Source organism: Brevundimonas aurifodinae, assembly GCF_040195595.1.
GTDB classification, from domain to species: Bacteria; Pseudomonadota; Alphaproteobacteria; order Caulobacterales; family Caulobacteraceae; genus Brevundimonas; species Brevundimonas aurifodinae.
Genome location: NZ_JBEGDD010000004.1, coordinates 123,187 through 149,283 on the forward strand (window position 1 = coordinate 123,187; position 26,097 = coordinate 149,283).

General features: G+C 69.1%; 25 protein-coding genes and 1 pseudogene. 17 read left to right on the plus strand and 9 right to left on the minus strand.

The features are described from left to right. Positions 1–18: 18 nt before the first annotated feature. The 5 genes from ABN401_RS06315 to ABN401_RS06335 form a co-directional block, all read right to left on the minus strand. Complete coding sequence (locus ABN401_RS06315) at positions 19–1,140, minus strand: DNA-packaging protein (protein ID WP_349684112.1); 1,122 nt, start codon at positions 1,138–1,140, stop codon at positions 19–21. Then, positions 1,085–1,603: a hypothetical protein gene (locus ABN401_RS06320; RefSeq protein ID WP_349683983.1), complete on the minus strand. Its 519-nt coding sequence runs from the start codon at positions 1,601–1,603 to the stop codon at positions 1,085–1,087. The genes ABN401_RS06315 and ABN401_RS06320 overlap by 56 nt, the downstream gene beginning before the upstream one ends. A gap of 132 nt (positions 1,604–1,735) precedes the next feature. Then, positions 1,736–2,119: a response regulator transcription factor gene (locus ABN401_RS06325; protein ID WP_349683984.1), complete on the minus strand. Its 384-nt coding sequence runs from the start codon at positions 2,117–2,119 to the stop codon at positions 1,736–1,738. Next, complete coding sequence (locus ABN401_RS06330; protein ID WP_349683985.1) at positions 2,116–5,250, minus strand: PAS domain S-box protein; 3,135 nt, start codon at positions 5,248–5,250, stop codon at positions 2,116–2,118. Before ABN401_RS06330 ends, ABN401_RS06325 begins: the two co-directional genes overlap by 4 nt. A 69-nt stretch (positions 5,251–5,319) precedes the next feature. Continuing rightward, positions 5,320–5,772 (minus strand): YcgN family cysteine cluster protein, encoded by a 453-nt coding sequence (locus ABN401_RS06335; RefSeq protein ID WP_349683986.1) that lies wholly within the window; start codon positions 5,770–5,772, stop codon positions 5,320–5,322. A gap of 78 nt (positions 5,773–5,850) precedes the next feature. Between ABN401_RS06335 and ABN401_RS06340 the strand changes: the two genes are divergently transcribed. From ABN401_RS06340 to ABN401_RS06385, 10 genes and pseudogenes are all read left to right on the plus strand, one after another. Beyond that, positions 5,851–6,228, plus strand: a complete 378-nt coding sequence (locus ABN401_RS06340) for an endonuclease domain-containing protein (RefSeq protein WP_349683987.1) — start codon at positions 5,851–5,853, stop codon at positions 6,226–6,228. Between the two features lie 204 nt (positions 6,229–6,432). After that, positions 6,433–8,391, plus strand: a pseudogene (locus ABN401_RS06345) (ABC-F family ATP-binding cassette domain-containing protein); the annotation flags it as partial. Between the two features lie 733 nt (positions 8,392–9,124). Then, entirely contained in the window at positions 9,125–9,313 is a 189-nt protein-coding gene (locus ABN401_RS06350) for a type II toxin-antitoxin system HicA family toxin (protein ID WP_349683988.1), read from the plus strand. 5 nt (positions 9,314–9,318) lie between these two features. Continuing rightward, positions 9,319–9,711, plus strand: a complete 393-nt coding sequence (locus ABN401_RS06355) for a type II toxin-antitoxin system HicB family antitoxin (protein ID WP_349683989.1) — start codon at positions 9,319–9,321, stop codon at positions 9,709–9,711. A 67-nt stretch (positions 9,712–9,778) separates the two neighbouring features. Further along, positions 9,779–10,813: an ABC transporter substrate-binding protein gene (locus ABN401_RS06360; protein WP_349683990.1), complete on the plus strand. Its 1,035-nt coding sequence runs from the start codon at positions 9,779–9,781 to the stop codon at positions 10,811–10,813. Between the two features lie 87 nt (positions 10,814–10,900). Then, positions 10,901–11,257: an endonuclease domain-containing protein gene (locus tag ABN401_RS06365; RefSeq protein WP_349683991.1), complete on the plus strand. Its 357-nt coding sequence runs from the start codon at positions 10,901–10,903 to the stop codon at positions 11,255–11,257. 4 nt (positions 11,258–11,261) lie between these two features. After that, positions 11,262–12,059, plus strand: coding sequence for an ABC transporter ATP-binding protein (locus ABN401_RS06370; protein WP_349683992.1), 798 nt, complete (start codon positions 11,262–11,264; stop codon positions 12,057–12,059). Next, on the plus strand, positions 12,056–12,817 hold the full coding sequence (locus tag ABN401_RS06375; protein WP_349683993.1) for an ABC transporter permease: 762 nt from the start codon (positions 12,056–12,058) through the stop codon (positions 12,815–12,817). The genes ABN401_RS06370 and ABN401_RS06375 overlap by 4 nt, the downstream gene beginning before the upstream one ends. Before the next feature lie 80 nt (positions 12,818–12,897). After that, complete coding sequence (locus tag ABN401_RS06380; protein WP_349683994.1) at positions 12,898–13,770, plus strand: hypothetical protein; 873 nt, start codon at positions 12,898–12,900, stop codon at positions 13,768–13,770. Then, positions 13,767–14,879: a DUF2336 domain-containing protein gene (locus ABN401_RS06385; protein ID WP_349683995.1), complete on the plus strand. Its 1,113-nt coding sequence runs from the start codon at positions 13,767–13,769 to the stop codon at positions 14,877–14,879. Before ABN401_RS06380 ends, ABN401_RS06385 begins: the two co-directional genes overlap by 4 nt. A 156-nt stretch (positions 14,880–15,035) precedes the next feature. Here ABN401_RS06385 and ABN401_RS06390 read toward each other — a convergent pair whose 3' ends face one another. The 3 genes from ABN401_RS06390 to cysK form a co-directional block, all read right to left on the minus strand. After that, positions 15,036–15,464, minus strand: coding sequence for a Ros/MucR family transcriptional regulator (locus ABN401_RS06390; protein ID WP_349684113.1), 429 nt, complete (start codon positions 15,462–15,464; stop codon positions 15,036–15,038). A 169-nt stretch (positions 15,465–15,633) separates the two neighbouring features. After that, a complete protein-coding gene (locus ABN401_RS06395; RefSeq protein ID WP_349683996.1) occupies positions 15,634–16,866 on the minus strand; it encodes a DUF2336 domain-containing protein in 1,233 nt (410 codons plus the stop codon). An 81-nt stretch (positions 16,867–16,947) separates the two neighbouring features. Then, positions 16,948–17,925 carry a cysteine synthase A gene (gene cysK / locus ABN401_RS06400; RefSeq protein WP_349683997.1) on the minus strand — a complete coding sequence of 326 codons (978 nt, stop codon included), beginning with the start codon at positions 17,923–17,925 and terminating at the stop codon, positions 16,948–16,950. A 261-nt stretch (positions 17,926–18,186) separates the two neighbouring features. Between cysK and ABN401_RS06405 the strand changes: the two genes are divergently transcribed. The 7 genes from ABN401_RS06405 (at position 18,187) to ABN401_RS06435 (ending at position 24,795) form a co-directional block, all read left to right on the plus strand. After that, complete coding sequence (locus ABN401_RS06405) at positions 18,187–18,669, plus strand: PAS domain-containing protein (protein WP_349683998.1); 483 nt, start codon at positions 18,187–18,189, stop codon at positions 18,667–18,669. Positions 18,670–18,672: 3 nt separating this feature from the next. Beyond that, positions 18,673–20,616 (plus strand): ATP-binding protein, encoded by a 1,944-nt coding sequence (locus ABN401_RS06410; protein ID WP_349683999.1) that lies wholly within the window; start codon positions 18,673–18,675, stop codon positions 20,614–20,616. Positions 20,617–20,691: 75 nt separating this feature from the next. After that, positions 20,692–21,441 (plus strand): M48 family metallopeptidase, encoded by a 750-nt coding sequence (locus tag ABN401_RS06415; RefSeq protein ID WP_349684000.1) that lies wholly within the window; start codon positions 20,692–20,694, stop codon positions 21,439–21,441. Between the two features lie 76 nt (positions 21,442–21,517). After that, the gene (fliI, locus tag ABN401_RS06420) at positions 21,518–22,858 is read left to right on the plus strand and encodes a flagellar protein export ATPase FliI (RefSeq protein WP_349684001.1); all 1,341 of its coding nucleotides are present in this window, start codon (positions 21,518–21,520) and stop codon (positions 22,856–22,858) included. Positions 22,859–22,871: 13 nt separating this feature from the next. Beyond that, positions 22,872–23,282, plus strand: a complete 411-nt coding sequence (locus ABN401_RS06425; protein WP_349684002.1) for a flagellar export protein FliJ — start codon at positions 22,872–22,874, stop codon at positions 23,280–23,282. A gap of 62 nt (positions 23,283–23,344) precedes the next feature. Further along, a complete protein-coding gene (locus tag ABN401_RS06430) occupies positions 23,345–23,752 on the plus strand; it encodes an endonuclease domain-containing protein (RefSeq protein WP_349684003.1) in 408 nt (135 codons plus the stop codon). Next, positions 23,752–24,795 carry an endo-1,4-beta-xylanase gene (locus ABN401_RS06435; RefSeq protein WP_349684004.1) on the plus strand — a complete coding sequence of 348 codons (1,044 nt, stop codon included), beginning with the start codon at positions 23,752–23,754 and terminating at the stop codon, positions 24,793–24,795. The genes ABN401_RS06430 and ABN401_RS06435 overlap by 1 nt, the downstream gene beginning before the upstream one ends. A gap of 62 nt (positions 24,796–24,857) precedes the next feature. Here the strand turns inward: ABN401_RS06435 and ABN401_RS06440 are convergent, their stop codons facing one another. Beyond that, positions 24,858–26,075, minus strand: a complete 1,218-nt coding sequence (locus ABN401_RS06440) for a glycerate kinase type-2 family protein (protein ID WP_349684005.1) — start codon at positions 26,073–26,075, stop codon at positions 24,858–24,860. Between the last annotated feature and the right edge of the window lie 22 nt (positions 26,076–26,097).

Here is a 26,097-nt window from a genome sequence, read left to right on the forward strand (position 1 = left end):
GTCTGTCGATATTCGGGCTCACAGCACCCTCAGGCGCGGCCCCGCGCCGCGGGCCAGCAGCAGATGCGTCACCGCCCACACCAGGGCGTCGGCCCGGTCCGGACTGCGGCGCGTGTCCTCGCCCCCCAGGGCCATCAGTTCTTCTTCCAGCGCCGGCATGGCCGCGCAGTGGATCACCCGCGCCTGCTCGTACAGGGCCGCCACCGGCTCGGCCCGCGCCCGCTTTCCGCGCGAGGCGTGAACCAGGCGGATCGGTGTCGCGCAGCCGGCCTGGACCAGGACGGTGCGAACCATCTCGCCGCCCTGGTTGGCCTCCGCCACGATCTCGGTCGCTCCGAACTCCCGGGCCGTGTCGACCGCGCGTCTCGCCCAGCCCAGGGGGCTCAGCCCCCGCGCCGATCGATCGGCCAGCACGAAGGCCCTGCCGTCCCGACGCCCGGCCGCCACGATCCCGCAGGCGTCGCCATGGGCGCTCGCGGGCGGATCGACCGCCACCACGATCCGCTCCAGCCAGGCCGGTCGCGCGCCCTTCGCCCGCGCCAGGTCCTCGGCCCGGAACAGCGCCCCGTCCGCCTCGACCACCAGCCCTTCCAGCTCCTGCGCCTCCAGCCGCGTGCCGCCATACAGACGCCGTACATGGCTCAGGAACCCGGGCGACAAGTTTTTGGCGTTCAACGCCGTGGCCCCCCGACTCGTCGCCAGGTCCGGCTCGGCCATCAGTCGCTTCAGCGCCGGGGTCGGCCGGGGCGTCGTCGTCACCACCAGCCGCGGCGCCGGGCCCAGCCTCAGGCCGAACCTCAGGTTCGAGATCACCCGGTCGGGCTCGCGCCAGGCGCAGAATTCGTCGGCCCAAGCCGCGTGGAACTGGGGCCCTCTCAGGCTGTCCGGGTCCTCGGCCGAGAACGCATAGGCCACGCTGCCGCTCTTCCAGATCAGCCGCTTTCGGCCCCCTTCCCAGCGGGGCCGCTCCCCCTCGGCGGCCACGCCTTTCAGCCCGGACGGCCCCTCGACCATCACCTCGCGCACGTCGTGCAGCGCCGGTCCGACCAGAGCCAGTGTCAGGTTGTCCGTCTTGCGCGCCAGCTCATGCAGCCAGAAGGCCCCGGCGAAGGTCTTGCCCGCGCCCCGTCCCCCAAGCATCAGCCAGGTGCGCCAGTCCGTCGTCGGCGGCTCCTGATGGTCCCCAAGGTTGGGGTTCCAGGCCTTCTCCTTCTGAAGCCCCTCCTGATCCAACGCCATCAGCCCGGCTTCGAAGCTCTCTCTTGGCCTCGAGAAGATCGTATCGCTCGCGCAGCTCGGCGCGCAGGGCTGCCACAACGGCTGGATCGTCATCTTGGCGTCTGCCCATGTCTTCCTCATTTTCCTGGTCGGCGCGCGTAGGGCGCGGTGGCCGGATCGCCTCCACCGCCACCACCGCCTTCGCCAGATTGGTGATCGCGCGCACATGCCGGTCGGCCGCCACCGCGTCGTCGTCGGCGATCGTCTCGTTCAACAGGCGCGCTTCGGCCGCTTCGATCAGACGCCGCTGGTTCGCCTTGCGCTGCAGGGCCCAGTCGTCGTCGCCCGCCGGGGGCCGCCCCGGTCTGTCCTGATATCCCGTCATGCCCAAACTATAGCGGACCGGCGTATGCGGGCGCGTTCAGGCCGTCTCGATCTTTTCAGGACCTGTTTTCAATAAGGAATTCGGCGCGTCTTCGGATGACTGACGAAAACAGCGAAGCCGCCGCAATGGTCCCTAGTGCATCGTCATCGGCACGGGGCCGGCTATGGCCCAGCGGGCCCGCTCGACCAGGTCGCGGGGCGAGAACGGCTTGGCCAGATATCCCGAACACCCCAGGCTCAGCGCCTGCCGCACGGTGTCGCCCTGGGTGTTGGCGCTGACCATGACGACCGGCGGCGCGGTCTTCATGCGTCTCATGGCGCCCAGCAGCTCCAGCCCGTTCATCCTCGGCATATGCACGTCCAGCAATACCAGCTGGAACCGTTGCCGGTTCAACAGGTCCAGCGCCGACTGGCCATTCGACACGGCCGAGACCTGATACCCCGCCTGGCTCAGGGCGATGTCCATCATCTCGCGCACGTTCTCGTCGTCCTCGACGATCATGACATGGGCGCTCACGCGGCCTTCTCCCCATCCCGGTCGCGCCGCGTGTCGTTGATCGCCATGGCCATCGCCTCGATCAGCGCGACGACCTGGATCGGCTTGCCGACATGGGCGTCCATGCCGGCCGCCCGGCAGGCCCCGATCTGTTCCGGCTGGACATTGGCCGTCAGCGCCAGGATCGGCACGCGCCCGACCGACCCGGGCAGGGCCCGGATGGCGCGCGTCGCGTCCATCCCGTCCATCACCGGCATGTGCACGTCCATCAGGACCAGGTCGAACGCCCCACCGGCGGCGGCCTGGACCGCCTCGGCCCCGTTCTCGACCGTGGTCAGATCAACCTCCCATCCCTGCAGGATGATCCGGACCAGTTCGCGGTTGGCGGGCGCGTCGTCGGCCATCAGCACCCGCAGCCCGGCCGGCAGGTCCATGCCCGCGCTGGTCTCGACCGCGCTGGCGACTTCCGCCACCGGCAAGGGCACCTCGAACCAGAAGGTCGAGCCCTCGCCCGGTCGGCTCGTGGCCCCGATGTCGCCGCCCATCATCTCGATCAGCCGCCGGCTGATGGCCAGCCCCAGCCCCGTCCCGCCATAGACTCGCGTGGTCGAGGCGTCGGCCTGGGTGAACCGCTCGAACAGGGCGTCGATCTTGTCGGCGGCGATGCCGATGCCGCTGTCGCTGACGGCGATCCTCATCCGGTCCTCGCGCCAGCCGATCGCGACCCGGACTTCGCCCGACATCGTGAATTTCGCCGCGTTCGACAGGAAGTTCAGCAGAACCTGCCGGAGCCGCCCCGCGTCGCCCATCAGGGTCGACGGCAGGGTCGGGTCCACCTCGACCACCAGCCCCACGCCCTTGGCGGCGCACTGGGCTTCCACGATGCCCGTCGCGCCCCGCGCCATCTCGGCGGGATCGAACGGCCGGGGGTCCAGACCGACCGCTTCGGCCTCCAGTTTGGAATAGTCCAGGATGTCGTTGATGACCCCCAGCAGAGCCTCGCTCGCCGTCCCGATCCGGTCGGCGTATCGCCGCTCGGCCTCCGGCAGGGCCTCGCTGTCCTGCAACAGGCCCGAGAAGCCGATCACGCTGGTCAGCGGCGTTCGCAACTCGTGGGACATGTTGGCCAGGAACTCGGACTTGGCTTTTGCCGCCTTCTCGGCCGCCTCCTTGGCCCCGATCAGTTCGTCTTCCAGCGCCTTGGTCTCGGTGATGTCGCGAATCACGTCCTGGAACTCGACACCGCGTCCCTGATCGTCCCGGATCAGTCTGGGGTGGGCCTCTAGCCAGACCATCTGGCCGTCCTTGCGGATCGCCCGGTAGGGAATTCGTGGCGAGGCCGCGTCGACCGACGCCCGTGCATAGGCGAGAAACGCCTTTCTCACCGGTTCCACATCGTCCGGATGCATAAAGGCGCTGAATGGTCGCCCGACCAACTCTTCGGCCTTGAACCCCATTGGCCCCTCGATAGCTGGGGACAGATAGCGGAACACCCCGTCCAGCCCATAGACGGCGATCACATCGGTCGAGTTGTCGGCCAGCAGACGATAGCGAGCCTCACTCGTGCGGATGACATCCTCGGCCCGCACCCGCTCGGTGACGTCCTGGAACACACCGTACAGGGCGACCGTGCGCCCATCCCGGCGTTCGGGTCGGCACTGGGACACGACGATCCGCTCCTCGCCGTCGGCCCGGATGAGACGCAGCCGAAACTCTCCGCCCTCGCCCGTCTCGATCGCGTTCGCGCACCAGTCGCGGACCGCCTGCCGGTCGTCGGGATGATAGAATTCGACGGCGTCGTCCAGGCTCGGGTCGAACGACCGCGAGTCGACCCCGTGGATGCGATAGACTTGGTCCGACCACCGCACCTGGCCCGTGATCGCGTCCAGCTTCCACGAGCCCAGCCCGGCCAGATCCTCGGCCAGCCTCAGCGTGTCTAGCAATTCCTGCCGCGCCTGTTCTGAGGCCTTGCGGGCAGTGATGTCGCGAACGCAGTCGTGGAACTCCACCAGTCGTCCCCGCTCGTCGCGGATCGCCCGCGGCGTGGCTTCCAGCCAGAGCGCACTGCCATCGGCCTTCAGGGCGCGGTATTCGTATCTTGGCGGTGCCGCCTCCGGACCGGCAGCGACATAGGCCGTCAGCGTCTCGCGGATGATGGCCAGATCCTCTTCCGGAATGATCCCGGTGCAATCCTTGCCCAGCATCTGCTCTGGTTCGCGGCCCAGGACATGCCGCACCGACGGCGAGACGTAGAGGAACTTCCCGGTCGGATCGAAGCGAGTCACGATATCGGTCGCCGTCTCGGCCAGCATGCGATAGCGGGCCTCGCTGGTCTCCAACGCGCTCTGGGCCCGGACCATCTCGGTGATGTCTTGGAACACGCCGAAGATCGCCACCGGCCGACCGTCCTCGTCCAGCTCGGCGCGCGCGTTCACGCGGGTGACCCGCTCGTCCGCGCCCCTCCACGCCCGCAGACGGGTGTCGTAGCCCTGGCCCGTCTCCAGCGTCCGCGCCATCAGTGCCCGCACGGCGGTCAGGTCGTCGGCGTGATACAAGCCGGCCAGGTCGTCCATCTTCGGTTCGATCGACTGCGGCTCAAGGCCGTGGATACGATAGACCTCATCCGACCATGTGATTTTCTCGGTCACGACGTCATAGCGCCAGTGGCCGACCCCGGCCATCGCCTCCGACATCTCCAGCATGGCCGTATGCTCGGCCTGTCTGCGCATAAGGCGGGCGTTGTCGATCTCCTGGCCCGCCAGCTGCGCCAGCAGCTTCAGGCTCTCCATCTGGCCGGCGGTGGGCACCTCGCGGGAGACCGTGTCGATGACGCAGACCGCGCCGTCCTGATGCCCGTCAGACGTCGTGATGACGGCACCGGCGTAGAACCTCACCCCCTCCTCGGCCACCAGCCTGTTTGCGACGAAGCGCGGGTCCAGCGTGGCGTTCGGCACCGTCAGGGTCGATCCCGCCGGCTGGCCGATCATGTGGCGGCAGAAGGACTCTTGGCGCGTCGTCTGGTCGGCACCGTAGCCGCGATTGGACCGGAACCACTGACGTTCGTCGTCTACCGCCGTGATCAGGGCGATAGGAGCCTGGAACAGGGACGCCGCCAGTTCCGTCAGCCGGTCGAACGCTTCGTTTCTAGCCACGCGATTCTCCCGGCAAGGCGAACAGCGTTAATCGGGCATGCCGAACAAATCGTTAGCGGTCCACCGGTGTCACACGCCCCGTTCCTCGACCCAGTCCGACGCCTCGAAGTCCAGCGCGTCCTCCGGCTCGGCCAGGGTCTCCTCCGACACCGTCAGTCCCCGGATCGAAACTCCCGCCGTGTGGACGGTCTCGGGGTCGCCCGACACCAGCGGATGCCAGTCCGCCAGCCCCCGCCCCTCGTCCAGCCGGCGATAGGCGCACGACAGCGGCATCCACTTCAGCGTCTCGATGTTCCAGGGCGTCAGCTGGATGCAATCAGGAACATGTTCGATGCGGTTCTCATAGTCGGTGCAGCGGCACAGCCCGCCGTCGAACAGCTTGCAGTGGACCTTGGTCGGCACGACCTCGCCGGTGTCCTCGTCCTCGAACCGGATCAGGCAGCACAGCCCGCACCCGTCGCACAGGCTCTCCCACTCCTCGCGGGTCATCTCCTCCAGACGCTTGGTCTGCCAGAACGCCATCAATCCTCCACCGCGCAGCGGGGGAGGGGGACCGCGCGAAGCGTGGTGGAGGGGGCGGAAGCGTGCGAGGTTTCAATCATGAGAGCGCCGGTCCTTACCCAGAAACGCGCACGAAGTCTCCGCCGCGCGATGACGCCGCCCGAGGCGGCCTTGTGGGCCTACCTTCGCCAGCGTGTGTCTGGCCGCCCGAACTTCCGCCGCCAACACCCAGTCGGTCCCTACATCCTCGACTTCTTCTGCGCCCCAGCCAAGCTGGCGATCGAGATCGACGGCCGAGTGCATGAAACCGCCGACAATCCCGAAAAGGACGCACGCCGAACCGCCTGGCTGAACGTCCAAGGCATCGAGGTCGTCCGCATCCCCGCTACCGAGGTTCTGCATGATGCGGCCGAGGCCGCCGAAGGTGTCCTGCAGATCGCCAGACTTCGCGTTGGCCTTGCTGATCCTCCCTTGTGAGCGCAGCGAAACGGGGGAGGGGGACCGCGCGAAGCGTGGTGGAGGGGGCGGACACATCGACTCTGCGTCCTATGGCGCAGATGCTGCTCATCCCCTAGATCACAACTGTCTCCGCCCCCTCCACCCCGTCGGCCAAGCGGCCTCCGCGGTCCCCCTCCCCCGCTGCGCGGTGGAGGATTTAGGTTGTTCATGGCTCCCCGCTCTTCCGCCCGCCCCCCTCTCGTCGCCCTCAAGGACGTCCGTCTCCAGGACGGTCAGCGTCCTCTGTTCGAGGGCGTCGACCTGGCGATCGAGCCGCGCACCCGGTCCTGCCTGGTGGGCCGCAACGGCGCGGGCAAGTCGACGCTGATGAAGCTGGTCATGGGCCTGATCGAGGCCGACAGCGGCGACCGCTCGGTCCAGGCCGGCACCCGCTTCGCCTATGTCCCGCAAGAGCCGCTGATCGTCGGCGAGACCCTGCTCGACTACGCCACCTCGGGCGGTGCCGAGCCCTGGATGGCCGAGGCCTGGCTGACCACCTTCGGCATGTCCCCCGAGAAATCCGCCAGGGGCCTCAGCGGCGGCGAGATCCGCCGCGCCGCCCTGGCCAAGGCTTTCGCCGAGGAGCCCGACCTGCTGCTGCTCGACGAGCCGACCAACCACATGGACATCCTGGCCATCGAGCTCCTGGAAAAGGAGATCATCGCCGCCAAGTGCGCCGCCCTGATCGTCTCCCACGACCGCGCCTTCCTGAACCGCGTGACCCAGTCCTGCCACTGGCTGGAACACCGCCGCGTCCGCACCCTGAACAAGGGCTTCGACGCCTTCGACGACTGGGCCGCCAAGGTCCAGGAAGAGGAGGCCGAGAGCCTTCGCCGCCTCAACAAGCGCATCGAGGCCGAGACCTACACCTTCTACCGCTCCATCACCGCCCAGCGGACCCGCAACGAAGGCCGCGCCCGCGCTCTGGAGGCCATGCGTCAGGATCGGGCGCTCCGGGTCAAGGACATCCCCCGCGAGATCCATCTCGGCGTCGATTCCGGCGTCACCTCTGGCAAGCTGGTCGCCGACCTGAAGGGCGTGTCCAAGAGCTTCTTCTCTCCGCCCCCTGGGCGGAGACAGGCCGCAGGGCGGCCAGAGGCGGGCGAGTCCTCACCGCATGGGCCCGCCTCTGGCGGCTCCGCCGCCGGTCTCCGCCCAGCGGGCGGAGAGCTGGAGCAGGGAGAGCGCGTCATCCTGAAGAACTTCACCACCCGCGTCATCCGCGGCGACCGGCTGGCCATCGTCGGCCCAAACGGCGCGGGCAAGACGACGCTCGTCAAGCTGCTGCTGGGCGAACTGGCCCCCGATGAGGGCACGATCAAGCTCGGCGCCAACCTGGAACCCGTCTACCTCGACCAGTCCCGCGAGGGCCTGAAGTCCGACATGACCCTGTGGGACGCCCTGACGCCCGGCGGCGGCGACTCCATCCTGGTGCGCGGCCACTCCAAGCACGTCGCCGCCTACGCCAAGGACTTCCTGTTCCAGGAGGGCCAGCTGCGCCAGCCGATCTCGACCCTGTCGGGCGGGGAGCGCAATCGCCTGCTGATCGCCCGCGCCCTGGCCAAGCCCGCCAACATGCTGGTGCTGGACGAACCCACCAACGACCTGGACATGGAGACGCTCGACAAGCTGGAGGAGCTGCTGGACGGCTACGACGGCACCTTGATCCTGGTCAGCCACGACCGCGACTTCGTCGACCGCCTGGCCACCTCCACCATCGGCATGAACGGGCGCGGCGACATCGTCGAGACCCCCGGCGGCTGGACCGATTTCATCCGCCAGAACCCGGGGTTTCTGTCGAGGGACGAGGGACGAGGGTCGAGGGTCGAAGGCAAGGCGGCCCCGGTTGCTGCCACTCCGACGCCCTCTCTCGACCCTCGTCCCTCGACCCCCGGCCCTCAAAAAAAGCTCTCCTTCAAGGACCAGCACCGCCTCAAGGAGCTGGACGCCCTCATCGCCGCCCTGCCCGCCGACATCGCCGTCCACGAGGCGCGCCTGGCGGACGTGAATTTCTACAGCCGCGACCCCTCCGGCTTCGACGCGACCATGAAGGCGCTGGACGCGGCACGCGCCAAACTGGACGCCGCCGAGGAGGAGTGGCTGGAACTCGAGGCGAAACGCGAGGCCCTGGTCTCCGGCTGAGCGGATTCTGTGGACAAGCCAAATCCCTGATTCGCCGCCGCGAATCCGATCCGTCCACTGATCTTCACAGGGTTGTCCACCGAGCCCCGGGCCATGTTGCACAGCGGGGCGAGATCGAGCGCTTGCCGTCTACCGGGTTTGGCGCGAACGTCAACAGGCCGAGGGACACGGCGGCGCGGAAATCCGGTGAGAGCCGGGACTTCAAGCGGGTCGGTCCGGCTCTCTGACCAAGGGTTCCAAGCCACTTCGGTGGACGCGGAAATCCCGGGCAGGGCCCAGGCCTCAAGCCTTTAGCGTTTCGGCGCGGGGCAGACAGGAACCAGGCCGGGATCGACGAACGACGGCGCGGCGCAAGCCACACCGGACCGGCGTCGGACAGGAGCCGCCAGGATACAGCCGACCATCTCCGGGGTTCGCCTCGCGGATGCCGAAGCCAGGGTCCTGAACCTCAACGGCCAAGTCCCAACCCGGACTTGGCGAGGGGACGCGAGTACCGGTTCGACCGGGCTTTCGTCCCCTCGCTCAATTTTGGAGTGGGCTATCGCTCGCGGCGCGGCCGCTCGCTGCTTGAGCCCGACCGAAGCGGGGCTACCGCTCGCGGCGCGGCCGCTCGCTGCTTGAGCCCGACCGAAGCGGGGCTACCGCTCGCGGCGCGGCCGCTCGCTGCTTGAGCCCGACCGCTCCCCTGTCGTACAGCTTGATCGTCGCTCCTATTGTGTGTATTTATACGCATGTGAACAGTCGCGACGTCATCAAGGCCTTGCACGCCGACGGATGGATCGAGGTTGCGCAGAGGGGTTCGCACAAGCAGTTCCGCCACCCGACCAAGACGGGGCGGGTCACCGTTCCCCATCCCAAACGCGACTTTCCGATCGCGACCCTGCGTTCAATCGAGCGTCAGGCCCAGATCAGCTTGAGGTAACTCGAATGGCCCAGTTCATCGCCCTGATCCACAAGGACGCCGACAGCGACTATGGCGTTCATTTCCCCGACCTGCCCGGGCTGGCAACGGCCGGTGCGACGCTGGACGAGGCGCGCGCTTTCGCTGAGGAGGCTCTCGCCCTTCATCTGGAAGGTCTGGCGGAAGACGGCGAACCTGTCCCGGAACCCAGCAGCCTGGAAACGGTGATGACCGACCCGGACAATCGCGACGGTGTCGCCATCCTCGTCCGCGCCGAGGTCCGTTCGCGCGCTGTAAGGGTCAACATCACCCTGCCCGAGGATGCCCTGCGCGACATCGATAGTTACGCGGAGGCACATGGTTATACTCGATCCGGCTTCCTGGCTCAGGCGGCAAAGAAGCTGATGCAGTCGGCCTGAGATCGCTTTTCCCGCGGGCCAAAGCGTCGCCTTCCCTTCCCCCTTCCCGACCCCTATCGTCCGGGCCATGCCGCCTCCCGCGACTCACAGCCTCGTCAGCCGCCGCCTTCTGCTGGTGGGCGGCGTTGCCGTCACCGCCATGGGTCTGGCGTCATGCTCGGGCTCCGAGGCCCCCGTCGATGACCAGGGCCGGGTCCGCATCCGGTTCGCCACCGACTGGCGCGCCCAGGCCGAGCACGGCGGCTTCTACCAGGCGCTGGCGTCCGGGGCCTATGAGCGGCGCGGGCTGAACGTCCAGATCATCCAGGGCGGACCCGGCGTGAACGTGCCCCAGTTGCTGGCGGCCGGCGCGGTGGAGCTCGGCATGGGCTCCAACAGCTTCATCCCCCTGAACCTCGTGGCCGAAGGCGCGCCGGTGAAGGCCGTCGCCGCCTTCTTCCAGAAGGACCCCCAGGTCCTGATCGCCCACCCCGACCCGGCGCTGGAGACCATCGCCGACCTAACCGGGCGCCCGTTCCTGCTGGCCGACGCCTCCATCACCGCCTTCTGGGTCTGGCTGAAGGCCAAATACGGCTTCACCGACGACCAGGTCCGCAAATACAACTTCAACCCCGCCCCCTTCATCGCCGACGAACGCGCGGTCCAGCAGGGCTATCTGACCTCAGAGCCCTATACGATCCAGAAGGAGGCCGGCTTCGAGCCCCGCGTCTTCCTGCTGGCCGACGAGGGCTATCCCTCCTACGCCACCATGGTCCTGGCGCCGGACGGCTTCGCCCGGGACAACGCCACGGCCCTGCGCTCCTTCATCGCCGCCTCGGCCGAGGGCTGGCGCGACTATATGCGGGGCGACCCGGCCGCCGCCGACGCCCTGATCCGCCAGGCCAACCCCGAGATGACGCAGGACGTGCTCGACCAGGCCCGCGCCAAGCTCAGCGAATACGGCATCGTCGACGGTGGAGACGCCGCCCTGTATGGTCTCGGGACCATGACCCTCGACCGCTGGCGCGCCTTCTTCGAGGTGACCAGCCAGTCCGGCGTCTATCCGCTGGACCTGCGCTGGCGCGACGCCTTCACCGACGCCTTCCTGCCCGGCCGTGGCTAGATTTTCCACTACCGGCTCTCCGCCCCCTGGGCGGAGACAGGCGGCGAAGCCGCCAGAGGCGGGCCCGTTCTCGCACCCCCATCCCTCATGAACCCCGACCCGGAAGCCCTCCACCGTGCCCGCACTCTGCGAAAGTCCATGTCGACGCCCGAGGCCGCGCTGTGGAACTGGCTCCGCGACAAACGCCTGAACGGGCTGAAGTTCCGCCGCCAGCACCCGCTCGGCCCCTACATCCTCGACTTCTATTGCGACGCCGCCCGCCTGGCCGTCGAGGTCGACGGCGGGACGCATCATGAAGAGGCGCAGGCGGCTCACGATGCTAGGCGCGATCGATGGCTGGCGGAGCAGGGTGTCCGAACGCTACGGGTTTCGGCCGGGTGGGTTCGTCGGGACTTGGCGGGGTTGCTGCAGCATATCGCGCAGGCCGCCGAGGCAGGACGGTGAGGCGATGACGGGCCCGCCTCTGGCCGCTGCGCGGCCTGTCTCCGCCCAAGGGGCGGAGAGCTGTATCTCGCGGCTGGATCAGGCCGTGGTCCGCTACGCCGACCGGCCCGCGCTCGGCCCCCTGACCCTTGCCGTCGCCCCCGGCGAGATCGTCGCCCTGGTCGGGGCGTCAGGCGCGGGCAAGTCCACGGCCCTGCGGCTGCTCGCGGGACTGGAGGCTCCCGCAGAGGGATCGGTCCAGCGCCCCGCCCAGCCGAACGCCACCGGCTTCGTGTTCCAGAGCCCGACCCTGATGCCCTGGGCCGACGCCCGGACCAACGTCGCCCTGCCGCTGGAGCTGTCCGGCGTCCCGGCCGCCGAGGCCCGCCACCGCGCCGATCTGGCCCTCGCCGCCGTGGGCCTGGGCGACCGGACCACCGCCCGCCCGCGCCAGCTGTCCGGCGGCATGGCCATGCGCGTGTCCCTCGCCCGGGCCCTGTCGATCCGTCCCGAGCTCCTGCTGCTGGACGAGCCGTTCGCGGCGCTGGACTCGATCACCCGACGCGGCCTGATCGAGGACCTGCACCGGCTGTGGGCCGAGCGTCCCCTGGCCATGGTCTTCGTGACCCACGACGTCGAGGAGGCCGCCTATCTGGCCGGCCGCGTGGTCGTGCTGTCCGCCGCCGACGGCCGCGCCGTCGCCGACGTGCCCATGCCCGGCCCTCTGCCCAGGCCCGAGGGCTGGCGGCGCGACCCCGCCTTCCGCGACGCCGTCGAGGCGGTGGCCAGTGGCCTGTCTCACGCCATGCCGGTCGCCGCATGAAGCGCCTGATCGACGCCCTGCCCGCCTTGCTGCTGACCGCCCTTCTCCTGGGCGGCTGGGAGGCCGCCTGCCGCCTGCTGGAGGTCCCCGTCTACTTCCTGCCCCCGCCCAGCGCCGTGGCCGTCGCCCTGGTCGAGAACGCGCCCGTGCTTGCGGGTTCGGCGCTCCAGACCTTCTGGATGGCCTTCCAGGCGCTGATGGTGGCGACCGTCCTGGGCGGCGGCCTGGCCATAGCCGTCTCGCTCAGCCGGCCGGCGGAACAGGCCGTGGCTCCTCTGGCTGTCGCGTTGCAGGTCACGCCGATCGTCGCTATCGCGCCCCTGGTGCTGATCTGGGCGGGGCTGGATCACGCCGACCGGGCGGTGATCGCGCTGGCCGCCGCCGTGGCCTTCTTCCCCGTCTTCTCCGGCGTCCTGACCGGGCTGAAATCGGCCGATCCGGATCTGGAACGGCTGTTCGACCTGCACAGCGCGACCCCGCTTCAGCGTCTGACCCGGCTGCGGCTGCCCTCGGCCCTGCCCTTCGCCCTGGAGGGGGTTCGCGTGGCCGCCGGACTGTCGGTGGTGGGGGCGGTGGTGGCCGAGTTCGTGTCCGGCTCGGGCGCCACCCAGGGCCTGGCCTGGCGCCTGCTGGAGGCCGGCAATCGCCTGCGCACAGCCGAGCTTCTGGCGGCCCTCGTCTGCCTCGCCATCCTGGGTCTGATGCTCAACGCCGCGACCACCGCGATCCAGCGGCGCGTGCTGGCGTCACGGGCCTGAGGCCTTAACCCGCGTTAGCCCCGGGTTAAGCCGCGCTCCGCTACGCTGAAAGCCAGTCCCTCACGGACCGGAGCTCCGCCTTGGCCGTCACGCCGACAGACCCCGCCCAGCGTCGACCGAGCCGGCGGACGCGGCTCGCGCTCGCGGCCGCCGCCGTGGGCCTGACGGTGGCGGGCACGGCTCAGGCCCAGCACGCCGCGCCGACCGGGCCGCGCTACCTGTCCTGGGCCAATCGCACGACCTCGACGACGCCCGCCGACATCGCCGCCGCCCGCGTGCGCCGGGACATCATTCCGCGCCGCGTCGCCCCGTCCCGGAGCCTGGCCCGCCCGGCGATGCAGCCGTTCAATCCGCCGATGCCGGTCACGGACGGCGGCCTGACCCCCGCCAGCGCCTGGATCGGACCGCGCGTCGCCCCAGCCTTCGCGCCCGGCGTGCCCGACCCCCTGTCCTACGCCACCACCGAAATGGCGGCCGCCCCGGTCCGCGCCCCACCGCCCGCACCCGTCACCCCGGTTCGCGCAGAGCCCGCGCCGCCCCCGCCGCCTGCATCTTCGATGGTCCAGCCGACCTACGCGTCGGCCCCGCCGCCCTCCTCGGCGGACGGCGACCCGATCGCTCCGCGTCGCGACGCGCCCATCTTCCGGCTCCAGTCCCAGCGCGCCGCCGCCGACGGCGCAGCGGTCCAGCCCCCGCGCGAGACCACCGAGGCCGCTCCAGTCCAGCTGAGCCCGGCCCCGACCATGGCCCCCGCCTCCGGCCAGCCCCAGGCCCGGTACTATTCGGTGCACCGCGCCGCCGGCCGCCAGCCCGATCCGACGGTGATCCCAGAGCCCGTCTTCTTCGACAGCGTGGCGCTGGATCTTGCCGCGCCTCCGGACATCCAGCAACCCACGCGCGATGCCCAGGGCCGACGCGCACCGGTCCCCAACGCCGATCCGAGCCTGCCATGAGCGACGTCGAGACGATGGAGCCGGTCGAGACCGGGTCGCGCCTGCCGGACCTGATCCTGCTGGCCCAGGAGCAGTCCTCCGAAAAGCGCCGCGCCCTTCTGCGCGAACTGACCGAACACTTCTTCGGCGCGGCCCACAGAAGCGCCGCCGAGGACGCGCTTTACGATTCCGTCCTGACCGACCTGACCGCCGAGATGGAGACCGCCGTCCGTGCCGAGCTGTCGGCGCGCTTCGCCCTGTCGCCCGACGCGCCGCGTGGCTTGATTCGCCGCCTGGCCAATGACGAGGTGGCCGTGGCCGAGGCGGTGCTGCGCGCCTCCACCGTCCTGACCGACGACGACCTGCTGGGCGTCGTCCGCTCCAAGGGCCAGGCTCATCTGAAGGCCGTGTCCGAACGAGCGACCGTGTCCGAGGCGGTGTCCGAGATCATCGTCCAGCGCGGCGACGACGACACCTTGGGCAGTCTGTTGCGAAACGACGGCGCCCGCCTCTCGCGCGCCGCCACCGAGACTGCCGTCGAACGCGCCAAGGCCAATCCGGCCTTGCACGCCGCGACGGTGGAACGCACGGCCCTGCCGCCCGACCTGCTGAACGAGATGTATTTCGTGGTCGAGGCCCGGTTGCGTCAGCGCATCCTGGAACAGAACGCCGCCATGGACCCGGTCCTGCTGGAAAGCGCCCTGGCCGCCGGGCGCGCCCGGGTCGCCACCGATGACGGCGCCCTGCCGGCCGACTACGCCGAGTGCCTGGCCTATGTCGAGGAACTGAAGGCCGCCAACCAGCTGAGCCCGACCATGCTGGCCCGCTTCCTGCGCTCGGGCAGCCGCACGTCCTTCCTGATCGCCCTGGCCCAGCTGGCCGACGTGGACTTCCACACCGCCAGCTCGATCGTCGAGAAGAAGGAGCTGGATGCGCTCGCCGTGGTCTGCAAGGCCGCCGACCTGGACCGCGCCCTGTTCCTGACCTTCGCCGTGGTCATCCTGAACGCCGAGGACAACGCCATGGGCAAGGCCCACAGCTACGCCAAGCTGTATGCTGAACTGCAGCGCGACGCGGCCATGCGCACGCTCAGGTTCTGGCGCCTGCGGCGAGGCGCGGAGGCGGCGTAAAGCTTCATCCTCCCCCGAGTAGCGAAGCGAAACGGGGGAGGGGGACCGCGAAGCGGTGGAGGGGGCGGCTCCAGACACGGTGTGCGCGCTCGCGCCCTCCACCATCCTTCGGATGGTCCCCCTCCCCCGCGATGCGTGGGAGGATGTCTCGCTAGTCTACTTCTTCGCGCGGACGGTCCGGGCCGGCTTACGGCCGCCCTGTCCCAGTCCCATCTGCTTGGCCAGTTCCGACCGGGCCTTGGCGTAGTTCGGGGCGACCATGGGGTAGTCCTTGGGCAGGCCCCACTTGGCGCGGTATTCTTCGGGGCTCATGTCGTATTTGGTGCGCAGGTGACGCTTCAGCGACTTGAACTTGCGGCCGTCTTCCAGACAGATCAGGAAATCCGGGCTGATCGACTTGCGGATCGGCACCGCGGGCTCTTTCGGCTCGGGCGTGGCTTCGACCGCGCCGGTCGAGACCTGGGACAGCGCCGCGTGGATATTGGCGATCAGGCCCGGCAGTTCGCCCGCCGCGACGCTGTTGTTGCCGACATAGGCCGAGATGATGTCGGCGGTCATTTCCAGCAGTTCGGAGCGATCTTCGATTCTTGCGGCGTCCACGGGTTTTTCCTTGCCTAGACTTGTCGCGCTGTGGCGATTGAGCTTTCGGCTGATAATGACGTTCGTTGCCGAACGCAATGCTTCGTCTTCAACAGTCTGCGGTGAATAGGCGCGCGCCTTTGCCTGACTATAGTCAAGGCGCGGGATCGCCAGATCAGCGGCCGAAGTTTTCCGCCAGGGCCATCATGGCCGCGCGTTCGGGTGCCGAGTATTGATCCAGCGCGTCTTCGTCACCGTCGCGGATCGCCTTCATCAGGGCCGGAGACATGGCCGACGACAGCGACCAGTTCCAGTAACGCAGAACCGTCTGGGCCCGATCGACCGCCAGCATCTCATAGGTGACCTGAACCCGGGCCCAGTCCGGATCCGGCCGACCATCAGGCGTGGTCTCGGGCCGGCGCACCGAGCGCCACAGATGCTCCAGGTCCAGCCTGGACATGCCCGTGGCCTTGCACAGGATGGCCAGGGGCTCCCCGCCCTTGTCGCCCATGATCTTTGCGCCGGTCAGCGGCTTGATGCCGGCCAGATAGGCGATCTCGGCGGCCAGTTCGGGGTTCAGGCCCGCCTTGGCGGCCTCCGCCACCGCATGTTCCAGACTGTCGTAGGGGCTCTTCTCGATGGCCGCGCGGTTCCTCTGGCGGCGCTCGATGAACTGCAGCGCCTTCCTGGCCACCGGGTCCTGCCAGTTCTCCTCGGCGGCCATGGCGAAGACGTCCTCGGACACCTCCTGCAGCACCTCACGGCTGACCGCGAACCTCTGCAGGATCGTCCGGCGCTCCTCGTCACCGCACCACCAGAACATCACATAGGCCCCGGAAGGCCGCAGCTCCGGCCGCTTCAGCAGATGCGGACACAGGTCCGGACTGGTCCGGCTGAGGCTGACGATCGCCTCGATGCCCGGCTGGGACAGCCGCGCCGTGGGGTTTCTCAGAACCGCCTCGATCACCGGCGACTCGTCGAAGGCGATCAGGCTCTCGGTGACCACCTCCGACAGGCCACGACGGCTGGCCATCAGAAAGCGGTGCTCGGTCCCCGTGTCGGCGGCACAGGCGCACAGGTCGGCGTCGGTCAGGGCCACGCATCCCTCGATCAGGATGCCCGCGATCGCCGGCTCGTCCCTCAGCAACATGCGCGCCAGGCTGTTGGGCAGTTCGGCCAGGGGCGTCAGACGCGTGGCGACACGCTTTCTCTCCTGGGGCGAGGCCAACCGTAGCATCTCGACCAGCAGGTCGCCCGTCACCGCGCGCTCGAAGGCGTTCACCCGGCTGGCCGGCAGCGACACGACATCGGCCAGCCGCTTCAGCAGCGCCTGGCGCGAGCGGAACACCGCGGTCGGGGCCTCTTGCGCCAAGGCCTCAGAGGATTGGACGGGGGCCGGATCGGACATGTCGATGGTCAGGCTAAGCCCGGCGGGTTAACCGGCGGTGACGGTCAAGGGACCGGTGGTGGCACCGGTGGGAGGCGTTCGTCAGAGCCCCTCGAACAGGGCCGTCGACAGATAGCGTTCGGCGAAGCTGGGGATGATGACCACCACCGTCTTGCCCGCGTTCTCGTCCAGCGCCGCCTGACGGAAGGCGGCGACCAGGGCGGCACCCGAGCTGATGCCCACCGGAATACCCTCGACCCGGGCGACCTTCCGGGCCATGTCGAAGCTGTCCTCGTTGGACACCTGTTCGACGCCGTCGATGACCGAGCGATCGACCACGGCGGGAATGAAGCCGGCGCCGATGCCCTGGATCTTGTGCGGGCCGGGCTCGCCGCCGGACAGGACGGGAGAGGCGGTCGGCTCGACCGCGATCATCTTCAGGCCCGGCTTCCTGGCCTTGAGCACCTGGCCGACGCCGGTGATGGTGCCCCCCGTGCCGACGCCGGAGACGACGATGTCGACGGCCCCGCCCGTGTCGTTCCAGATTTCCTCGGCGGTGGTGGCGCGGTGGATGGCGGGGTTGGCGGGGTTCTCGAACTGGCTGGGGCTGACCGCACCGGGCGTGCGCTCCAGCAGGTCGGCGGCCATGGCGATGGCCCCCTTCATGCCCTTCTCGGCCGGGGTCAGGACCAGTTCGGCGCCCAGCAGGGCCAGCATCTTCCTGCGCTCGATCGACATGCTCTCGGGCATGACCAGGATCAGGCGATAGCCCTTGGCCGCCGCGACGAAGGCCAGGGCGATGCCGGTGTTGCCGCTGGTGGGCTCGATCAGGACGCCGCCCGGCTGGATCCGGCCCTCGGCCTCCAGCGCCTCGATCATCGCGACGCCGATCCGGTCCTTGACCGAGGCGATCGGGTTGAAGAACTCCAGCTTGGCCAGGACCCGGGCCCTGGGCTGATACTCGGCCGACAGACGGGGCAGGCCGACCAGGGGCGTGTCGCCGATCGTGTCCAGGATCGAGCCATAGATCTTGCCCCGGCCGGAGGTGGAGCGAGAGGATCGGGCGTGAGCGTCGGACATCGGGGGCTCCGGCAGGGCGAGGGAATTCGCGTGCGAACAGTCTGAAAGGTCTGAAATCGTCGCCCGAGAACCCTTCCGGCCGGGGCGCAAAAAGGACATAGGGCGATAGCTGCGAGGTGCAACAGCGGCCGTGAACCAATAAAGCGTGGCCGCGTTTGGCACACGCGGCGACGGGCGCATAGCGCCGCAAGGGGGTCGTCACTGCTGGACCAGACTGCACACCGCGACCAACGAACGGACTTCCTCGGCGACACCGGCGAGATGGCCGAGCGGATTCGCACGCATGACTGGTCCGACACGCCTCTGGGTCCGATCGAGGGCTGGCCGCAGAGCCTGAAGACCGTCGTCGGCATGATGGTCGCGGCCCCGAATCCGATGGTCCTGCTGTGGGGTCAGGCCGGCACGCTGATCTACAACGACGGCTATGCCCGTTTCGCCGGCCGCCGGCACCCCGAGCTTCTCGGCATGGGGGCCCGCGAAGGCTGGCCCGAGATCGCCGACTTCAACGACACCAACATTCGTCGCGCCCTGGCGGGCGAGGCCTGGTCGCTGAAGGATCAGGAACTGACCCTGGACCGCCGCGGTTCGCCCGAGCCGACATGGCTGGACCTCGACTATGTCCCGGTCGGCGACGAAAGCGGACGGCCTGCGGGCCTGATCGTCTTCGTGACCGAAACCACCGATCGAGTTCAGGCAGAGCGCCGTGTCAGGGAAGAGGCCGAGCGCCAGCGCCAGATGCTGTAGCAGATGCCGGGCTTCGCCGCCATTCTGAGCGGGCCGAAACACCGCTTCGACTACGTCAACAATGCCTATCGCACCCTCGCCGGCGACCGGCCGTTGGTCGGGCTGACGGTGCGCGAGGCCCTGCCTGACGTCGAGGGACAAGGCTATTTCGAACTGCTGGACGAGGTTTATCGGACGGGCGAGCGTTTCGTCTCCCGCAGCCAGTCCGTCAGCCTGAACCGGGAGGACGGCGAACGGGTCGTCGATCTGCTCTACGAACCGATCCGCGACGCCTCGGGCCAGGTGACCGGCATCTTCGTCGGTGGCTATGACGTCACCGAGGCGCACGCCGCTCAGTCCGCCCTCTTCACGAGCGAGGCCCGGTATCGTCGGTTGTTCGACATCATCGACGAAGGCTTCTGCGTCATCGAATTCATCGATGGCCCGGACGGCCCGCTCAGCGACTATGTGCATGTCGAAGCCAACCCGGCCTTCAGGACAAACGCCGGAATCCCCGACATCGTCGGCAAGCGCCTGAGGGAGATCGTCGGCGACGAGGCGGACAGTTGGCTGGAACTCTACAGGGGTGTTCTGGAAAGCGGCCGCCCCACGCGCTTCCAGAAGGAGCTGAAACAGACCGGCCGCTGGCTGGAGCTCGCGGCCTTTCCGATCAACGAACCGGGTCGGCACCAGGTCGCGGTCCTGTTCAAGGACCTGACCGACAAGATGCGCAACGAGCGGGAGCTTCAGACCCTCAACGCCACCCTCGAGGAGCGGGTCGCCGAACGCACGGCCGACTTGATGCATGCCGAGGAGGCCCTGCGCCAGTCCCAGAAGATGGAGGCGATCGGACAGCTTACAGGGGGGATCGCCCACGATTTCAACAACCTGCTGGCGGGCATCTCGGGCAGTCTGGAGCTGATCGAAAAGCGCATGGCCGAGGGGCGGCTCGCGGGGATGGACCGCTACATCCAGGCCGCCCAGGGTGCCTCGCGCCGCGCCGCGACCCTGACGCAGCGCCTGCTGGCCTTCTCGCGGCGCCAGACGCTGGATCCCAAGCCGACCGACGTGAACCGCCTGGTGGCCGGGATGGAAGACCTGATCCGGCGCAGCGTGGGTCCGGACGTCCGGGTCGAGGTCGAGGCGGCCGCGGGTCTGTGGGCAACCCATATCGATCCGTCGCAGCTGGAGAACGCCCTGCTGAACCTGTGCATCAACAGTCGCGACGCCATGGCCCCGAACGGGGGGCGGCTGACCATCCGCACTTACAATGTGGCGCTCGACAGCAGCGAGGCGCGCTTGCGCGATCTGCCGCCCGGCGACTACGTCAAGCTGTCGGTCACCGACACCGGCGGCGGCATGACGCCCGAGATCGCGTCCAAGGCCTTCGACCCCTTCTTCACGACCAAGCCTATCGGCCAGGGCACTGGCCTTGGGCTGTCGATGATCCACGGCTTCATGCGGCAGTCCGGCGGTCAGGTGCGGATCGAGACGGAGCCGGGACAGGGCACGACCATCACCCTGGCCCTGCCCCGCTGGACCGGATCGGACGCCACCGAAGACGCCCCCGTCGCCGAGACCGTCGTCGAGGAACAGGGCCAGGGCGAGACCGTCCTGGTCATCGACGACGAGGAGACGGTGCGCATGCTGGTCGTCGAGGTGCTGGAGGACGCCGGCTATGTCGCGCTTCAGGCGGCCGACGGTCCGGCGGGGCTGGCCATCGTGAACTCCGACACGCGCATCGACCTGCTGATCTCGGACGTCGGCCTGCCCGGCGGCATGAACGGGCGACAGGTCGCCGACGCGGCACGGACGGCGCGGCCGGGGCTGAAGGTGCTGTTCATCACCGGCTATGCGGAAAACGCCGTGGTCGCGGGCGACACCCTGGAGCCCTGGATGGCGGTCATGACCAAGCCGTTCCAGGTCGCCGCCCTGGGAACGCGCATTCGCGAGATGATCGAGGGCTGACGGCGCGTCGGAACCTCTGCGGTGACTGGCGTGTTTCCCAGCCGACCGTTTCAAGCTTTGCCGAGAGACCTGCTCATGACCCGCCGCCTCGCCGTCCTCGCCGCCGCCCTGGTGGCCACCTCGGGCCTCGCGGCCTGCGCCTACAACGACACCCTGGGGCGCAACCAGCTGATCCTGGCCGATCCGGGGGCGCTGAACCAGCAGTCCGAGGCCGCCTGGCAGGAGTTGCTGCGCACCCAGAACCCGGCGCGGACGGGGGCCCAGGTCGATCGCATCCGCCGCGTCGGCGACCGCCTGGTCCAGGCGGCCGGGCTGTCGAACCGGGCCTGGGACTATGCGGTGTTCAACAGCCAGAGCCCCAACGCCTTCGTCCTGCCGTCGGGCAAGATCGGCGTGACGACCAGCCTTCTGGCGCTCGTCCAGAACGACGATCAGCTGGCCACGGTGATCGGTCACGAGATGGGTCACGTCGTCGCCCAGCACGCGGCCGAGCGCGCCTCGTCCACCGCCCTGACCAACCTGGGCCTGTCGGTGGCGCAGGGGGTGGCGGGGTCGCGGGGCCAGACGGTCGGATCGTTCGGCGGCATCGCCGCGCAGTATGGCCTGCTCCTGCCCCACTCGCGGCGCGACGAGCTGGAGGCCGACCGCCTGGGCGTGGACTATATGAACGCCGCCGGTTTCCGCCCCTCCCAGGCCGTCGCCCTGTGGCGGCTGATGGCCCAGCAGCGCCAGTCCGGCCAGCCCGAGTTCGCCTCGACCCATCCGTCGGACGCGACCCGGATCGCGCAGCTGGAGGCCTATATCGCCCAGCAGGGATGGTCGTGACCGCGGCGGACTTCACGCCTCGTTAACCACGGCGGCCCAAAGGTTAACGCCTCCCGATCCCCGAGGCCGTCGCCCCTTGCGCAACCTGATCGCCGCCGTCGAAGCCGTCGACCCGCTGGTCGTCACGGGCAAGGTCGCGGGCGTGTCGGGCCTGCTGATCGAGGCGCGGGGGGGCTTGAGCCGGCTGGCCGTCGGGGCCCGGGCCGAGATCGGGCGGCGCGGCACCTCGCCCCTGCCCGCAGAGGTCGTGGGGTTCCGCGATTCCAAGGCGCTCTTGATGCCCTTCGGCCCGGTCGAGGGCGTGGCCCCGGGGGCCGATATCCATATCGTGGGCGAGCAGGCCAGCGTGCGGCCGACGACCGCCTGGCTGGGGCGGATCGTCAACGCCTTCGGCGAGCCGATCGACGGCAAGGGGCCTCTGCCGGTCGGCCCCGCGCCCTACCCCCTGCGCGCCGCGCCGCCCGCCGCCCATTCGCGCGGCCGGGTGGGCGAGCGGCTGGACCTGGGCGTCCGGTCGATGGACGTCTTCACCACCACCTGCCGGGGCCAGCGGCTGGGCATCTTCGCCGGATCGGGCGTCGGCAAGTCGGTGCTGCTGTCGATGCTGGCGAGGCAGGCCACCTGCGACGCCGTCGTGGTCGGCCTGATCGGCGAGCGGGGCCGCGAGGTCCGCGAGTTCATCGAGGAGACCCTGGGCGAAGAAGGCCTGCGTCGCGCCATCGTCGTGGTCGCCACCAGCGACGAGCCGGCGCTGAAGCGGCGTCAGGCGGCCTATATGACCATGGCCATCGCCGAATTCCTGCGCGACCAGGACCTGGAGGTGCTGTGCCTGATGGACTCGGTCACCCGCTTCGCCATGGCCCAGCGCGAGATCGGCCTCGCCGCCGGCGAACCGCCGACGACCAAGGGCTATACCCCCACCGTCTTCTCCGAACTGCCCAAGCTGTTGGAGCGCGCCGGGCCGGGACCGATCCGGCCGGACGGGACGACGGCGGGCCCCATCACCGCCCTGTTCACCGTGCTGGTCGACGGCGGGGATCATGACGAACCGATCGCCGACGCCGTGCGCGGGATCCTGGACGGCCATATCGTGATGGACCGCAAGATCGCCGAGCGCGGGCGCTTTCCCGCCATCGACGTGCTGAAGTCGGTCAGCCGCACCCTGCCGGGCTGCCAGACCCCGCCCGAGCGCGAGCTGAACCGCCGCGCCCGTCAGTGCCTGTCGGCCTATGCCAGTATGGAAGAGCTGATCAAGATCGGGGCCTATCGATCCGGCGCCGACCCCATCACCGACCGCGCCATCGCCCTGAATCCGGCGCTGGAAGCCTTCCTCGGTCAGGACAAGGACGACGTCACCCGCATGGCCGACGCCTTCAACAGGTTGGAAAGCATTCTGAACCAAGGTCAGCTGCAGTGACCGGAGATTTCGCATGACCGCCTGGGCTCATTCCCTGATCCGCATCTCCAACTACGAGGTCGAGACGCTGCAGAAGCGCCTGGCCGAGATCACCGCTCGCAAGGCCTCTGCCGAGATGCGACTGGCGGTGCTGGACGCCGAGGTCGAGGTCGAGAACGAACGCGCCCGCGCCGACGCGGAAGCCGGCCTTCTGCTGCAGGCCTACCTCGCGGGCTGGAAGGCCAAGAAGGGCGCGGCCGAGGCCGATCTGGTCACGCTGGACGCCGAGGAAGAAGGGGCCCGCGACGCCCTGACCGACGCCTATTCGGAGCTGAAGAAGTTCGAGCACGTCGCCGAAACCACCCGCCTGAACGCCCTCATCGCCGCCGGCCGACGCGAAACGGCGGCGTTCGACGAGATGGGGCTGAGGCGCAGAGCCGGCTGAACCTCTCCCTCCCCTTCATGGGGAGGGACGGCGAAGCGCAGCGAAGCCAGGGTGGGGTCCGAATGGAACATCGCACTCCGCAGTCAGCGACCACCAAACAAGCACGTGCCATGCGTAGGGCGCTCACGCCGCCCGAAGCTCGTATGTGGTCCTTCCTCAAGACGCTACGAGCCGAGGGCTTTCATTTCCGACGCCAGGCACCTTTCCGGGGCTACTTCCTCGACTTTGTCTGCCACTCACACCGGCTGGTCATCGAGGTGGACGGCATGAGCCACGAGCACACGTTCGAGCACGACCGCATCCGGGACGCCGTGCTCGCGAGGGAGGGGTATCGGACGATGCGGTTCTACAATGCCGACATCCGCGATGGCTTTGACGGCGTCGCGCAAACGATCAGGAACGCGCTCGCGGTGACGGACCCCACCCGGTCGCTGCGCGACCACCCTCCCCATGAAGGGGAGGGAGAATAATGCATAGACGCCTCTTCCTGGCCTCCACCCTTGCCGTCGCCGCGTGCGGACAGACGGCTGCCTCTCCCGCGATCCAGGCCACGCCCCTCAAATCGCTCGTCCCCTTCCCCATCGGCACCTCGGCCATGACGGGTCAGTTCGACGATCCGGCCTGGGTCGATCTGTGCCTGACCCACACCTCCCAGCTCACGCCCGAGTGGGAGATGAAGATGGAATACATCCTGTCGGAGACCGGCGACTATCGCTGGGACGCGCCCGACCGGATCGCCGACTTCTGCACCACCCACGGGCTGCGCCTGTTTGGCACGACCCTGATCTGGTATTCACAGGACAGCGCCTGGTTCCGCTCGCTGGACCCCGCCCGGTTCCGCACCGAATACGACCGCTATATCGCCGAGGTCGCCGGGCGATACCGGGGCCGCGCCACCGGCTGGGACGTCGTCAATGAAGCGGTGGCCGAGGACGGCAACGGCCTGCGCGACTGCCTGTGGTCCGAGGCCCTGGGTCAGGACGGCTATATCGCCCACGCCTTCGAACAGGCGAAGATGGCCGAGCCGGACGCGGTGCTGTTCCTCAACGACTACAACCTCGAGAACAATCCGGTGAAGGGCGCGACCTTCCTGCGGCTGGTCGAGCGGATGCTGGCACGCGGCGTGCCCATCGGCGGTATCGGCACCCAGAGCCATCTCGACATCGAGATCCCCGAGGGCCAGACGACCGCCTTCATCCGCGAGGCCGCCCAGTTCGGCCTGCCCATTCATGTGTCGGAGCTGGACGCCTCCCTGCGCCGTGAGGGGCGGATCGACACCCGTTCGCACGGCCAGAAGCTGGCGCAACAGACCGCCCGCGTCACCGAGCTGGCGGAGGCCTTCATGGACCTGCCGGCCGCCCAGCGGTTCGCCTTCACCCTGTGGGGCGTGCGCGACACCGACAGCTGGCTGCGGCGCGACGCCCGCGACGACGGCAAGGACAGCCCGCTGCTGTTCAACGCCGCCGGTCGACCCAATCCGATGTTCCAGGCGGTCGTCGACGGGTTCACCTGACACCGGCGAGCATGGCTGGAGTTGATGCTCGCGCGGTCACGATCGTTGCCCGACCCAGCGATTCACAAGACGAGCAAGGCTCGAAGGTCGTTGACATTGGTCCTGGTCGGCCCGGTCATGAGCAACTGCCCCACCGACGCGACCAGGGGCAAGGTATCATGGGACGCCAGGGCCTGGCCTGGATCCCATCGCCCCTGCCTCAAGCGTCCAGGGCTGTCTGGCCGCAAAAGGCCACCCGCGGCTGGACCAGAGCCGTCCAGGCCGTCGGTGTCGGCCGCCAGGGCCCAGAAGTCCATCTCCGGACCGACGCACTCCAGAAGCGCGGCCAGGTATTCGGTGTTGCGCCCCCCTTGGCCCCACGACGCCCCGTGGGCCATCGTCACGGTCGCCTCCCCCCCGGACAGCAGCAGGCAGGGACGGCCCTCGCGTCGCAGGGCGCCAAGCCGTCGGGCATGATCCCGGGCGAGTTCGCGGGCTTCCCCTTCGACGCCGGGTCCGAGATCATGCACTCGGACGCCCCGGTCCGATGCGAATCGCGCGGCAGCGGCGAGCGCCGTCGCCGCGGTTCCGACGACATGCACCTCGCCCGCGGCCAGCGAAACCGGGGGCTGGTGTGGGAAGTCGGCGAGGATATCAAGCGTGCTCGCGGTCAGCGCGATCGGCGATGGAGACAGGGTGGGGCCACTGCCGACCCGCTCTGGCATGTCGTCCGGAACGTCCGAGAGCACGAAGGTGATCACTCGCGCAGGGCTGGCCGCCCGCGCCAGGCCGCCGCCCTTGATGCGAGACAAGCGCGAACGCGCCGCGTTCATCTGCGAGATCGGAAGGCCGGACCGGAGCAGTCGCCGGTTCAGATCGATCTCGTCGTGCAGGGTCGCGCCACGGACGGGCGCGGCCAGCAGGGCCGACGCGCCGCCGGACATGAGCGCGACGAGAACATCCTGATCCCCCAGTTCGCTCGCCAGCGCGAGCATGCGCTCGCCGGCCGCCAGAGACCCTGCGTCCGGGACGGGGTGGCCAGCCGTCATGACCTCGAAGCGGGAGAGGGGCAGGTCGTGCCCCTCGGGGGTGACGACCAGCCCATCCATCTGGTCAGGGAGAAGCCAGCCGGGCGGGGCGGCCTCGATCGCAGCGGCCATGGCCGCCGCCGCCTTCCCGGCCGCCAGCACGCGAACCCGGCCCGCGGTCGGGGGGATCAGGCCGGGTATGGAGGAAAAATCGGAGGCGGCGGCCACGGCCACCGCGAACAGTGACCGCAGGAAACCTTCAGGATCGTCCAACCGCCGCCTCCCAGTCGCTCCG

Excerpts from the sequence above, each read along its gene's own strand:
- ABN401_RS06315 (WP_349684112.1), bottom strand. The coding sequence starts at position 1,140 with ATGCTTGGGGGACGGGGCGCGGGCAAGACCTTCGCCGGGGCCTTCTGG.
- ABN401_RS06320 (WP_349683983.1), bottom strand. The coding sequence starts at position 1,603 with ATGACGGGATATCAGGACAGACCGGGGCGGCCCCCGGCGGGCGACGAC.
- ABN401_RS06335 (WP_349683986.1), bottom strand. The coding sequence starts at position 5,772 with ATGGCGTTCTGGCAGACCAAGCGTCTGGAGGAGATGACCCGCGAGGAG.
- ABN401_RS06340 (WP_349683987.1), top strand. The coding sequence starts at position 5,851 with ATGAGAGCGCCGGTCCTTACCCAGAAACGCGCACGAAGTCTCCGCCGC.
- ABN401_RS06355 (WP_349683989.1), top strand. The coding sequence starts at position 9,319 with ATGGCCCAGTTCATCGCCCTGATCCACAAGGACGCCGACAGCGACTAT.
- ABN401_RS06360 (WP_349683990.1), top strand. The coding sequence starts at position 9,779 with ATGCCGCCTCCCGCGACTCACAGCCTCGTCAGCCGCCGCCTTCTGCTG.
- ABN401_RS06365 (WP_349683991.1), top strand. The coding sequence starts at position 10,901 with ATGAACCCCGACCCGGAAGCCCTCCACCGTGCCCGCACTCTGCGAAAG.
- ABN401_RS06370 (WP_349683992.1), top strand. The coding sequence starts at position 11,262 with ATGACGGGCCCGCCTCTGGCCGCTGCGCGGCCTGTCTCCGCCCAAGGG.
- ABN401_RS06375 (WP_349683993.1), top strand. The coding sequence starts at position 12,056 with ATGAAGCGCCTGATCGACGCCCTGCCCGCCTTGCTGCTGACCGCCCTT.
- ABN401_RS06385 (WP_349683995.1), top strand. The coding sequence starts at position 13,767 with ATGAGCGACGTCGAGACGATGGAGCCGGTCGAGACCGGGTCGCGCCTG.
- ABN401_RS06395 (WP_349683996.1), bottom strand. The coding sequence starts at position 16,866 with ATGTCCGATCCGGCCCCCGTCCAATCCTCTGAGGCCTTGGCGCAAGAG.
- cysK (WP_349683997.1), bottom strand. The coding sequence starts at position 17,925 with ATGTCCGACGCTCACGCCCGATCCTCTCGCTCCACCTCCGGCCGGGGC.
- ABN401_RS06405 (WP_349683998.1), top strand. The coding sequence starts at position 18,187 with ATGGCCGAGCGGATTCGCACGCATGACTGGTCCGACACGCCTCTGGGT.
- ABN401_RS06410 (WP_349683999.1), top strand. The coding sequence starts at position 18,673 with ATGCCGGGCTTCGCCGCCATTCTGAGCGGGCCGAAACACCGCTTCGAC.
- ABN401_RS06415 (WP_349684000.1), top strand. The coding sequence starts at position 20,692 with ATGACCCGCCGCCTCGCCGTCCTCGCCGCCGCCCTGGTGGCCACCTCG.
- ABN401_RS06425 (WP_349684002.1), top strand. The coding sequence starts at position 22,872 with ATGACCGCCTGGGCTCATTCCCTGATCCGCATCTCCAACTACGAGGTC.
- ABN401_RS06430 (WP_349684003.1), top strand. The coding sequence starts at position 23,345 with ATGGAACATCGCACTCCGCAGTCAGCGACCACCAAACAAGCACGTGCC.
- ABN401_RS06435 (WP_349684004.1), top strand. The coding sequence starts at position 23,752 with ATGCATAGACGCCTCTTCCTGGCCTCCACCCTTGCCGTCGCCGCGTGC.